At 40.9% G+C, this 11925-nt stretch carries 10 protein-coding genes, 1 pseudogene and 1 other annotated feature; of the genes and pseudogenes, 1 reads left to right on the top strand and 10 read right to left on the bottom strand.

The annotated features are described in order from the left end of the window. Positions 1–210: 210 nt before the first annotated feature. Together tyrS and FD44_RS08685 are read right to left on the bottom strand one after the other, a co-directional pair. Positions 211–1467: a tyrosine--tRNA ligase gene (tyrS, locus tag FD44_RS08690; RefSeq protein ID WP_010620141.1), complete on the bottom strand. Its 1257-nt coding sequence runs from the start codon at positions 1465–1467 to the stop codon at positions 211–213. A gap of 46 nt (positions 1468–1513) precedes the next feature. After that, positions 1514–1718: a binding site (T-box leader), on the bottom strand. Between the two features lie 30 nt (positions 1719–1748). Then, positions 1749–2411 carry an SDR family NAD(P)-dependent oxidoreductase gene (locus FD44_RS08685; RefSeq protein ID WP_010620142.1) on the bottom strand — a complete coding sequence of 221 codons (663 nt, stop codon included), beginning with the start codon at positions 2409–2411 and terminating at the stop codon, positions 1749–1751. Positions 2412–2527: 116 nt separating this feature from the next. On the opposite strand from FD44_RS08685, the gene FD44_RS08680 reads away from it, so the two are divergent. Then, positions 2528–3040, top strand: a complete 513-nt coding sequence (locus FD44_RS08680) for a GNAT family N-acetyltransferase (protein WP_029327570.1) — start codon at positions 2528–2530, stop codon at positions 3038–3040. 90 nt (positions 3041–3130) lie between these two features. Here the strand turns inward: FD44_RS08680 and FD44_RS08675 are convergent, their stop codons facing one another. The 8 genes and pseudogenes from FD44_RS08675 to FD44_RS08645 form a co-directional block, all read right to left on the bottom strand. Beyond that, a complete protein-coding gene (locus FD44_RS08675; protein ID WP_010620144.1) occupies positions 3131–4153 on the bottom strand; it encodes a hypothetical protein in 1023 nt (340 codons plus the stop codon). Further along, positions 4154–4297, bottom strand: a pseudogene (locus tag FD44_RS10910) (helix-turn-helix domain-containing protein); the annotation flags it as partial. Positions 4298–4318: 21 nt separating this feature from the next. After that, positions 4319–4615: a hypothetical protein gene (locus FD44_RS08670; protein ID WP_147657450.1), complete on the bottom strand. Its 297-nt coding sequence runs from the start codon at positions 4613–4615 to the stop codon at positions 4319–4321. 459 nt (positions 4616–5074) lie between these two features. After that, positions 5075–6478 carry an MFS transporter gene (locus FD44_RS08665; protein WP_010620146.1) on the bottom strand — a complete coding sequence of 468 codons (1404 nt, stop codon included), beginning with the start codon at positions 6476–6478 and terminating at the stop codon, positions 5075–5077. A gap of 9 nt (positions 6479–6487) precedes the next feature. Beyond that, the gene (locus tag FD44_RS08660) at positions 6488–6931 is read right to left on the bottom strand and encodes a MarR family winged helix-turn-helix transcriptional regulator (RefSeq protein ID WP_010620147.1); all 444 of its coding nucleotides are present in this window, start codon (positions 6929–6931) and stop codon (positions 6488–6490) included. 246 nt (positions 6932–7177) lie between these two features. Then, positions 7178–7924 carry a potassium channel family protein gene (locus FD44_RS08655; RefSeq protein WP_010620148.1) on the bottom strand — a complete coding sequence of 249 codons (747 nt, stop codon included), beginning with the start codon at positions 7922–7924 and terminating at the stop codon, positions 7178–7180. Positions 7925–8024: 100 nt separating this feature from the next. Beyond that, the gene (locus FD44_RS08650; protein ID WP_029327572.1) at positions 8025–10757 is read right to left on the bottom strand and encodes a MucBP domain-containing protein; all 2733 of its coding nucleotides are present in this window, start codon (positions 10755–10757) and stop codon (positions 8025–8027) included. A 93-nt stretch (positions 10758–10850) separates the two neighbouring features. Beyond that, a partial coding sequence (locus FD44_RS08645; protein WP_235809390.1) for a hypothetical protein occupies positions 10851–11925 on the bottom strand: 1075 nt, incomplete at its 5' end.

Genomic DNA, 11925 nt, shown 5'->3' with positions numbered 1-11925 from the left:
GTTCAGTTTTCAAAGGTCTACGTTGTGTCCGTTAGGACAACTTCTTAATACTATCACTTCCAAAACATCATGTCAACAACTAATTTTTCTGGTTGTTTAAATGATAATTGGCGATACGCAACAGCGCATTAATAAATATACCAACAATACTGTTTGGAGTCAACACTTTTTTAAAAAAAATATCCTCTTCCGAAATGGAAGAGGATACCCCTATTTAACACGAGCTAAGAAATAGCGCTTTTTACCTTTACGAACAACAACAAACTTCCCATCAAAATGGGTAGCTGGATTAATCTCTGCATCTGTATCCTGGACCTTCTCACCATTAATTCTAATGGCTCCGTTTGTGACGTCTTCTCTTGCTTGGCGACGAGATGGTTCAATCTTTGTAACGTCGACCAACCATTCAACGATGTTTTTCTTTTCATTAGTCACGTCAACTGAAGGCATATTCTTGAATCCTTGTTCTATTTCATTTGCCGTAAGATCTGCAACATTGCCGGAGAAAAGAGCTTTTGTGATGTTTTCCGCCTCTTTAACGGCATCTTTTCCGTGAACGAATTCTGTTACCTCTTCAGCTAGGCGGCGTTGTGCTTCCCTTTTTTCAGGAGCGGTCTTAACCTTATCTGCCAAGTCATTAATTTCATCCTCGGAAAGGAACGTAAAGTACTTGAGGTATTTCACAACATCCCGGTCATCTTGATTAATCCAGAATTGGTAGAACTCGTATGGTGAAGTTTTCTCAGGATCAAGCCAAACAGCACCACCCTCAGTTTTTCCAAATTTGGTTCCGTCTGCTTTTAACATTAATGGAATCGTGAGTCCATATGCTTTGGCATCCGCTCCCTTTATCTTATGAATGAGATCAATCCCTGCAGTAATATTACCCCATTGATCGGCGCCACCAATTTGGACTTGTACATCTTCATCTTCAAATAAATGTAGAAAGTCAATTGACTGTAGAATCTGGTACGTAAATTCAGTGTATGAGATTCCCACTTCAAGTCTTGATGCAACAACTTCCTTGTTCAACATCGTATTCACGTTAAATAGCTTACCGTAATCCCTCAAGAAATCTAATAGAGATAGCTTAGAAGTCCAATCGTAGTTGTTCACAATTTTAAATGACCCATCCTGGCCAAATAGCTTTTCCATCTGACCAGAGATTTTCCGAGCATTGTCTTCAACAACGTCCATTGTCTGTAACTTACGCTCAGCCTTCTTGCCACTTGGGTCACCTATTGATCCCGTTGCGCCACCAATAACAATATATGGACGATGGCCCGCTAACTGAAATCGTTTGAGAATCATAAAGGGAATTAAGTGCCCGATGTGCATTGAGTCTCCGGTAGGATCAATCCCAACGTACAGTCCAACCTTCTTCTCATCAACTAAATCATTTAATCCTTTTTCATCTGTTTGCTGATTAATGGCATCCCGCCATTTTAATTCATCAATAATATTCATTCCATTTCCTCCTTATAAAATAAAAAAATCCCCAATGGCAAATACCATTAGGGACGAAATTAATTTCCGCGTTACCACCCAAGTTATTTTTGGAATTCCAAAAATCTCTCAAGCATCGATAACGGAATGACCCGCTAAAACTTAGTAGCTCCATCAGCGTAATTCGTAAGTCGAGTCGCTTAGCTCACAGCCCCCGCTAAGTTTCTTCATCGTTGCTCGACATTACTACTTCACTGCTTCATTGCTTATGACGTTAATCATACAAATCCATCCCTCAAAAGTCAACGATTCTCACGACTAGTTTCTAAAATAAGTTCATTTGGGATAATCTGCTTCGTTAAAATCGGCAAACAAAGCGAACTTACGTCACCTAATTTTGATTTATCATTTGAATCATGATGAATTCCGACAATTGAGATCGATTTATTCCTCAATAGTTTATTTTCATTTAAGTCATAGGTTAAATCCGTTAACGCAACTTCCGCATCTAAAAATCGGGCGACCTTAGGGTGACGTCTATCTAACTTTGACTGCACCATGTTGATAATATGACCATTCTCACTCAGAAACGGGGACACCTTTTTCGTGAGCATATAGCTGCCCCGAGGAACCGTATTGAAAACCGCATCCACGCTGCCCCAAAAATTTTGCACAACTTCAACCAGTCGGGTCACATTTTCCACGGAACTCCAATCACCTTCCGAAATAATCACGCGCCCACCTGCTTCATCAATCCTAAATGCAACTTCAAACGCCATCAATGGTTCCCGATTATGCATGAACAAAACTTCAGCGCCTTCGCGGGCAACTAGGATTGCAAGTAAGGCACCAATTCCTTCTGCATCATTGGTAATGACGATCTTCTTGTTGGTCAAACGGTCTTGCTGATCATATAACCGCACCAGCTTATCAATTTCATTAAATTGGTTTCTAACTGTTTTCATCTTATTCACCTCAAGTTCCACTTTTTCTTTTATAATATAGTAGAAAAGTGTCCATTCTATTGCTTAAGAATGAATAATTTATGAACCTTTTTAAACTAGACTTTGAGGTGATTATCATGATTCAAATCCGACGTGCTTCAATCGCTGATGTAGATGAACTCCTATCAATCAGTCAATTAACCTTTGTCCAAACTTTTGGTCCTCACAACACTGAGCAAGCTATCAAAACCTACCTAACCCAAAATTTAACCCTTGAAAAACTGGCAACCGAACTTGTCGATCCCCGTGCGCAATTTTTCGTTGCTATCGATAATGGCCAAATGGTGGGATATCTAAAGGTTAATGAATTTGGTAGCCAAACTGAAAGCGGCCTCTCCAACTCTCTCGAAGTTCAGCGGATTTACGTTTTAAAAAAAGATCAATCAAAAAAAGTTGGCCAAGAACTCATGAAGTTAGCAATCAAGATTGCGCATGAGTTAAAGGTCAACTATGTTTGGCTGGGTGTCTGGGAAAACAACACTAAAGCAATTACCTTTTATGAACGGTTTGGTTTCAGAAAATTTGCCATCCACACTTTTCATATGGGCACCCATCCCCAAAACGATTTACTAATGAAACTCATTATGTAGTAGAAAATAAAAAAGCCGTATAATACGGCCACCCCAGATTTTATCTATTTAATTCGCTTCCCTGCTGTTTCCAAACTAGCTGTGACCAATCTATGAATCAATCCCTCCGACCAATTTTTCTAAAAACTGTAAGCTGCTATCCCGATAGGCATCAAAAATTCGTCGAAAATTCTCAATGGTTTGCAACTCACTTACCCATTTAACAGAAGTAACATTTTGATTCTCAGTCAGAATTTGATTGACCGGCGCCCTCATTTCACTATAGACAATGATTGCTGGACAAAATTTAGAATCAAAAGTACGAATAGATTTAATTTGCATCCTATTATGCATCATATAACTAAACGCATCTAAATTAATATTTTCAAGCTGTGTATCCATAAAAATGGTTGCTGTCTGTCCAAGCGTCTCCAAAACGGAAATGACTGCATAAAACAACATTGCTATCTTATTAACTCGATTGCCACTCACAACTTCCAAATTAGACTCGAGCAGAACTTTCGCAGCTGCTGCCCTAAGCTCAACGAAATTACCTGGTTTTTCACCGACCATAAATCGATCGAGATAAGTCGAACTTGTCACCGGAAAATCTCCGAAGAACATGATCATTAGCATATAGCCGATAACCCGTAACTCAAGTTTGCCTAAATAGGGTCTATCCGAATCCGTAACCTCATCTTCATGCCAAATTGCTCGCCAAGCGGGACTCTTATGCATGCCATTGAGTAATTTAACAATTTCATGATACGGCATTCGACTAATAAACTCTGGCCCATATTTCATCACAAACTTTAACGTATTCGTCTGCGTTAATGCCTCTTGTCCAGATAGGCTGTAGTTTCCCATTAGATACTGCGTCAAAATCGACGTACCAGAAGTGAAGTTTAAATCCATAAGTTCGACGAAGATATCGCCCCTTAAAAAATTATATCCTTGAGAAAGTCCAATCAACATAATCGCTAAAAAATGCTGACGTAAATGTAAAATGCTTTCAGGTTCTGGTGTTGCAACGTCGTTAACGAAGTAGCGTTTTGAAAAATCCTTTACTAAATCGACTCGTTTCTTTGGAAGTAATTCTGTTAAATCTTGCCGTGCTGTATCGAATAGTGTCATCAGGAAATACTCAATCAAAACTTCATTACCCTCAAAACTGTATGCCCCTAAATTTAGGCGGATCCCTACTTCCGCTAAATCACGACGAATTTTTTGGGTTAATCTGTATAGTTTTGCTTTCGAAATTCCGTTCTTACTCGTGAATTCTTCAACTGACCTTTCAGTCTACAGTAATATTGATAACAACATTTTATACGTAATCTGTTGCTGATATTGATCTGCTCTAAAATCATCAAAATTGGTCTCACTCAGTAACTTGTCCGCATCAATTGTACCGCTTACATTGTTACATTCCTTCAAATCTTCAACAAGTTTGTGATATAGATGCAACACTTTGTTATAACCAAGTTCATTGATTAAATAGAAATGACTCAGCGTATTATCTGTCTTTTCCTGTAGAAATGCCATCAGTTGCAATTTTTGCATTTCGTTTGTTGTTAAAATTTCAGCATTAATGTTCAAATCTTCACCAGCATCCACCGAAATTAACAGTAATCCCTAATAACAATTCTAGATTACTCAAATTTCGTTTCTTTTTCAAATTTATAAGGAATTAATAACACCAATTCTTAAAAAAATAACTAATTTAACTAAAAATATGAGAACTGCCCTTTAAGGAGAGTTTAATCTATTACAACGCCAATTTGAAGTATTTCCAACGATTAATTTTACTAATTTTGTACTTTCAGCCAGTAAAGTGGTCGTAACCCTTGCGAGAACCCACTTGCTAAAAACCAGCAATTTTCTAATTTATCTAAAGAAAAGACACAACCCAGAAGAATTAGGGTTGTGCCTCTAACTTATTTGATTACTTATCGGGAGTGGTCTCCCAATTTATGAGCACCTCGTCCCCTACAACGAAAATCTCATAACGATGTCTTAATATGTCTTATTCTATCAAACACGAATCGCGTTGTAAAATTAATTGTCGCGTTCGTTCTTTTTAAATGCCTGATGATAAAGCCCAAAATTAATCAGCGCTAATACAAGTAGGGTCGCAAAAGCATATCGACTTCCGATGGCGGTTAACTGATACTGAGGTAGACTTTGCCCGCTATTTTGACTAATTGAAATGATACTTGCCAATATCGTCGTACCAATTGAGCCCGCAAACTGCTGAGCCGTCGTAAATGACGCATTGGCATCAGCTCGCAACTCATTTGAAACACCCGTTAACCCAAAAGTCATGGTATTCCCAAACACCATTGACCGACCAAACGTAAAGATAAGGTAGAAAATGATAATTAACCCAATCGGTAGAATTTTTCCACCAAATACAAATCCAATCAAGCCAGCCGCGAATATTGAGTTCCCCAATAAAATTGGCAATTTTGCCCCTTTATCATCTAACATTTTTCCAAATAGTGGTGTTGCTGCAGAAGCAATAAAGCTCCCTGGCAAGAGGATTAACCCACCAATTAGGGCACTCTGATGATTCACAATCTGAACGTAGGTTGGTAAAACAAAACTCATTCCAATATTGGCAAATTGCAGGAAGAAGTACGCAATTAAACTACTGACGAATGTTTTAGATTTAAAGACGTTGATATTAAGTAACATTTTGGTTGTCGTCTTTGAAATTCGGATGAAGAACCACAGCATAATAGCTGCCAGAACCACTGAGCCTAGAAATGCCTTTCCTAACCATCCCGCGGTAGAAACCGAATTGAATCCCAAACTTAACGAGACAAATGCAACCGCGAGTAAGCAGTACCTGACCCAGTCAAAATCGGGATGGCTCAAATCATGGTGTTGCTCTAACGATGCCATTCCAAAGATTAAAGCAATAATTGCAAACGGAACCACAATCCAAAAAATCATCCGCCAACTTAGAAAGTAAACCATCACCCCGCCAAAAGTGGGACCAAACGCTGGGGCCATTGAAAGAACCATTCCTGCGATCCCCATGTAATACCCAATTTGATGAACTGGAACCGTTTCAACAATCACGTTAAACATCAGTGGAATACATAAGCCAGTTCCCGCGGCAGAAATAATCCGACCTAATAAAATAATCCAAAAAGTCGGTGCGACTGCTGCAATGATACTTCCTAGCATAAAGAAACTAACCGCCGTAATGAAAATGGATCTTGTTTTAAATCGCTTGTTCAAAAACGCCGAAACAATCATTAAAAGTGAAACCATCAGTAGATAACCCGTTGTCAGCCACTGAACGGTCGCTAATTTTACGTCAAACTGCTTCATAATTGTTGGAAAGGCCACGTTCAGTGAGGTTTCCGTCAGAATACCAATGAAGGAAAGGACCGCGACCGCCAAAATAGCGATCAATCCTCTTCGTGATAATTTTGCTTGATTTTGAGTCATTTTTATTTATTATTCTCCCTTTTTCTTTACGCCATCAATGGCTCTATTAATCAACGAAAATAATTGCTTTTGCTCATCCACAGTAAGCTGTGACGTCAGCGAATCAGTTTCATGTCGGACTTCATGATTAATGGTCGGAATAAGTGTCTTTGCATCATTAGAAACATAAAGCCGCTGAATTCGACGATCCGTTTCATCCTGATGACGTTCGATTTGTCCTCGCACAACCATGCGCCTAATCATTCTTGCAATCGTACTGTGCTCAAGATCGGTCGCCTTACCCAATTGGTCCTGAGTAATACCAGGTGATTCAGCAACTGTGGTTAATAGGAAAAAATTCCCCTCGTTTAACCCGAGTGGCTGCAAGCGGGCCTTTAAATCACGTTTATAGCAGCGGTTTAAAATACCAATGGCCTTCAAAAGCTCACCATTTTTAAAAATATTATCTGCCAATAAAAGGCCTCCAATCGCTTTGAAACTCCCTTTTTATTTTATGTGTATATACACCTAATGTCAAATATGATCCTTTCAAAAGATCACTATTTTTTTGAAACCGTTTACATATACCATCGTTTATGATATTCTAAATTCAGTCATACGTTTCCCATTAGGAAGCAGGGGTGAAAATCCCCTTTTATAATCCTGTATATTGTGAATATGCACACATAATTCCGAAAAAATAAGAGCCCTGAGAGGCTCTTATTTTTTTTGATTAATTTTTGACTGTAGCTTATCTACCTTTTGATCCAATCTTGTAATTTGAGCTGATAGCTGCCGTAAGAGTTCACGATCATCTTGCTCTTCCGTTTTAGCTTTATCAGCGGTTTCATTTGTAAAGTAGTCCGTAATTGTACTAGTGAGTAATCCAATAAAGCCGACACCACCCAGCATTAGGATAATGGCAATGGCTTTTCCGTCAGCCGTGCTCGGGGTGATATCTCCGTATCCCACGGTAGTTGCAGTCGTAACCGCCCACCACAGTGCTTGCGGCAACGACCGGTGCTCAAATATTGAAAATAAGAGCGCACTCAAACTAATAATCGCAACACTAATTGCAAATAAGTAAATAAATCCCGTATCGTACACAAATCGGTGAAAATTACGGGTCCATTTGCCAGAGATACCAAGGTGCCAAAACAAATGGTGATACCTGATAATTCTAACCAACCTAGCCAATCGAAAAATAACAAACCCCGGATGCATCGGAATAATTCCCAACAGGTCAAATGCCGAGGTAATCAAAAACGACTTGCGATTCTTTGCTTTGATTAATCGAATCCCGTAATCAATGGCGAAAATAATCGTTAATCCAGTGGCGACCCACCATTCCGTTTGCCAATCTCCCAAACGAATTATCATCAATGCGACATTCAAAAATGAAATGAGCGTCAAGCCGACAACCAACCAATGGTACATAACAACTTTTAATTCTACTTCATTTTCCATTACCGTCACCCTGTTTTAAATTCTGCTTTCATCTTACTCGGTTACGGCAAAAATGACAGCAAAAAAGGGTAATGATTTTTAATCATTACCCTTTTCAAGATTATGAACGTTTCTTTTTGATTCCAAACAGTCCAAGAATGGCGGTTAAGACTAGCATAATAATGCCAGCAAGACCATTCACGGATGCTTTTTCATTGGTTTGTGGTAATTGAGCTGCGTTGTCAGACTCATTCTGCTGCGTTGGATTAGTGACACTAGTCCCAACTGTGGCGTCCTGACTGCCGTTTGAAGCAGAATTACCGTCGGAACCGTTACCTGGTGTCTCCGGATTAGCCGGTTCACTAGGATTTGACGGTGTTTCTGGTTCAGTTGGTGTTTCTGGCGTGCCAGGATCGCCCGGGTTACCTGGATTTCCAGGAACTTCAGGTGTCTCCGGTACTTCTGGAGGTGTCGTCGTTCCACCGCCATTATCAACTTTCTTGTAAACGTAGATAACGGTCTGTTCGTCACCACTCAATGTGCCGTTTGCAGGGGCACTGTTGTCACCCATTTTGACAAAGGTGTAGCCACTAAATCCCTTCTGCGTGGTTGTGTACGCATCCCCATATTTTGCATCAGCTGGGTAATTTGCGAGGCCACTTTCGAGAATTGTCCCGTCTTCCGTTTGATAAATAACTTTAACGGGTGCTGCTTCATCCGTGACGAAAATGCCAACTTCTTCTGGTTCGACAGCTTGCGATGCATTGACTGCCATGGCAAATGTGTTCCAAGCCTGTGGACTATCAATCCCGCTAAGTGAATCGAGACCAGGAACTTTGACCTTGAAGCTGATTGTCTGGTTTTGTCCAGCAATCTCAAAGTCGCTGTCTGGATCCATTACGAGTCGGAACGCCTTGATTGAGGACCAATCAGTCACGTCATCAGCTGCCAGCCAAGTTGCATCGGCAGATTCAGCCGCATTTTCCAGTTGTGTTACGCCGTCTGGATAAACGGTTTCGCCATCCAAACTACCCTTAACACTTGGCAATTGAGTCGTTGTGTACTCAACGGTAACCTTCCCTTCCCAATCACTTGGAAGGGTAATTGGGCCATCCAGAGAAACCACAAAGTTAGAATCTCTATCCGTTGAGTCAGTAATCCCCAAATCGCCTAAAGTTGGTAACTCATCAATGGCGTACAACTGATTGATTGTTTCATCTGTGTTTTCAGTTGTATTCAAATGAATCGTCGCAACTGAATCTGGCGAAACAGTCACTGTCTGATGCCAAGTCGCTTCTTTATCACCTGAAACTTCACCGGTTACCTGTAGTTCAGTGGAATTTGCGATAATATATTCGGCGCCGGTTTCAATCACATTTTCATCAGTTTGACTATTACTATTTAAGTCTGATTTATCTGTGGTTAAAGTGGTGTCAGTAATTTGACTGTCCCCTGAGATTCCGGGAACGGTGTATTCTTGGCTACCTAAGAAAGCGACCAAATTCATATCAATGACGTGGGCGGCTTCGGAAGTCACTTTTGTCCCAAACGCTGCCGAAATTCCAGTCGTTGTGGTCACGTACTTCGTTTGCCAAACAATCTTAACCAGTGATTCGCCAGTTCCGTTGTAATCATCGGTCACTAAACTCGTAGTGTATGCCGTACTTGGTATTGATGTTTCGGCATCATACTCAACACCCTTTGGCAAAAGAACATAGCCTTCAAAATCGCCATGCAACTGTGTCAAAACATCTAACGAAGTTGAGGTCAAATTAACTTTGACGCCAACTTGGTGATCACCAAGTATTACTTGTTCACCTGAGTTTGTGTCCGTAAACCCAACTTGCCCAGTTACCACTCGATTAACGCCTTGTGGTGCGTGAACAATTTGAGAGGTTTGTGGCATAAAGTAAGCAGCAAATCCTGGATAACGATCCCAATCGTCGAGATCATAAGCATAACGGGCATTATTTTTGGAATCAACACCCCAGAAAGTCGTGTACATTTTATTTTGCACCTGTCCAATATAGCCTTCGTCAGGTTGGGCAAGAATCTTAACACTACCGTAAAGTCCAGCCGGTGCCCAACTACTTTCGGTTGGGTGATCGACATCATCCGGCAAGGTATCGCTACCCTGTTTGTGGAAGAATAGCAAAATTTCTTTAATCGTCTGACTGGTATCCAATCCTTTGTCAACTAATTGTTGCTGGGTAAAGGTTTCGTTTGCCGTCACTTCACTGTCTAGGATGTGATAGACACCATCGCCGTAATCAACAGCAAGTGTCATGTATGGACGCTCCGTTAATGGTAAGTAATTTGTAAAGCTTGAGTCAGGTCTAAAGTAGAATTCACCCGTAGTGAACCCGGTGAAGTTTAAATGTGGATCCAAGAAATAGTGCATCGTGTACAAGTCAAAGTTTCTAGTTGCTGAGGTAGCAACCGTAGAAGTTAAAATAACTTGATAGCCTAAAGTTGGATCATCTTCTACATAGAACGTTTTATTAGAATCAACTTTACCTGTTTGTTGATAATTACCGGCGCCGTCAATTGGCCCTCGGTGAGAAGTTGCGTACGCACTTCCGACTGAATCAGGAATTCGACTCTGATCTGCCGGTGCGACTTGAACTTTGGCATCAATGGTACGGCCACCAGTTACCCCATCATAATAGGTTGCCTGATAACCAGCTGTATTTGTTAAGGTCGTATACGAAATAACGTCATCATTCACCGTCGTAATCACGTTAAACCGGTAGTTAATGTCCGACGCGGTTTGCGTATCTATATCCGGTGCCCTGAACGTCCAAGTTAAAGTCGTCGATCCATCGGAATTTGTCGTTACCGTTGGGGTCGTCATGTTTAGACCTTCACCGGATTGCAATCCTTTATAGGTCAGCCCTTTGGCCAGCTTATACGTGACAACTAAATCACTTCCTGGTTGTAAGGCAACTTAACCGTTTTGTGAGGTTAGCAAGGTTATCCCAACACCCCAAACCGCAGTATCATTTTGCGCTGGGTTGGTATGATCAGCATTTTCAGGATCAGCACTCTCAACAGAAACAATTTTATTGGTAATACTGCTCGTCTTATTTGCCGTAATACTTGAATGAGCAGTTGCAGTTGCTGCAGTAGAAAGTTCGTCAGCGGTTAACTTCGCGGTAACAGTTAAAACTGTCCCATTTGGTAAAACGCCCTTTTTCGTGTGTAATGGCAAAATGAGATTTTTGAAACTCCCACTCTTAAGTGTCTTAAAATTATAGGTTAACGTCATTTTTTTAATATCGTAGACGGGAACAACTCCCGCAATCTTTAACTTATTGAGGTTCTGGTCAAACGTTACCCCAACTTGATCAGGTAGTTGCACAACCAATTTTGCATTTGTTAATTTAAATTTTGGCCCCGTTATTTTGAACGTCAAATTAAAGTCCGAATCATTCCCTGATGAAACGGTTTTTTGAATTGGCGTAATAACTGTCGAAATATTTGAGGTATTCTCCCCAATATTTTCTGGATACGTCGGTGTGACAGTCGTCTTTTCACCCTTTGGAATGACGGCAACCGTATTGTTAGTATCGGCTGGCGTTTCTGTATCCGGTTCCGTTGGATCAAGCGCTTCAGTGCTCGTTGCATCAGTTTCCGTGTCCGCTGCTGGCTCTGATGGATCCTCAGCTGAATACGTTGTTGCTGAGTTTGAGCCAGAAACAGCTACCGACGACTCGCTACTTGAAGCCTCAGTTGCGTTGCTAGTGTCGGTTGCAGCCTTGGCAGCTACAGCAGCTGGTTGGCTCGTATCACCCGACTCAACACTTTCTGCCTGGGAGACATCAGTACTGCCAGTTTTTAAAGTAACTGAACTTGCCTGAGATGCTCCACTTGCCTGTGATACTGACTGTGCTGATGGTGCTCCTGACTCCGTGCTCGATGCCTGTACGGAGTCCCTTGGTGCTAGTAGACCGTACCCTAACACGGCACTACTAATTAACAAACTATAGATTAAACTTTTTCCCAAATTGCAAGAACAAATT

Source organism: Secundilactobacillus malefermentans DSM 5705 = KCTC 3548, from assembly GCF_001436395.1.
In the GTDB taxonomy this organism is placed as follows: Bacteria; Bacillota; Bacilli; order Lactobacillales; family Lactobacillaceae; genus Secundilactobacillus; species Secundilactobacillus malefermentans.
The sequence above is the reverse complement of the archived record's forward strand: the minus strand, read 5'-3'. Positions and strand labels throughout refer to the sequence as shown.

Bases quoted from the DNA above. Each gene is read 5' to 3' on its own strand.
- tyrS (WP_010620141.1), bottom strand. From the start codon at position 1,467: ATGAATATTATTGATGAATTAAAATGGCGGGATGCCATTAATCAGCAA.
- FD44_RS08685 (WP_010620142.1), bottom strand. From the start codon at position 2,411: ATGAAAACAGTTAGAAACCAATTTAATGAAATTGATAAGCTGGTGCGG.
- FD44_RS08680 (WP_029327570.1), top strand. From the start codon at position 2,528: ATGATTCAAATCCGACGTGCTTCAATCGCTGATGTAGATGAACTCCTA.
- FD44_RS08675 (WP_010620144.1), bottom strand. From the start codon at position 4,153: ATGACACTATTCGATACAGCACGGCAAGATTTAACAGAATTACTTCCA.
- FD44_RS08665 (WP_010620146.1), bottom strand. From the start codon at position 6,478: ATGACTCAAAATCAAGCAAAATTATCACGAAGAGGATTGATCGCTATT.
- FD44_RS08655 (WP_010620148.1), bottom strand. From the start codon at position 7,924: ATGGAAAATGAAGTAGAATTAAAAGTTGTTATGTACCATTGGTTGGTT.
- FD44_RS08650 (WP_029327572.1), bottom strand. From the start codon at position 10,757: ATGACGACCCCAACGGTAACGACAAATTCCGATGGATCGACGACTTTA.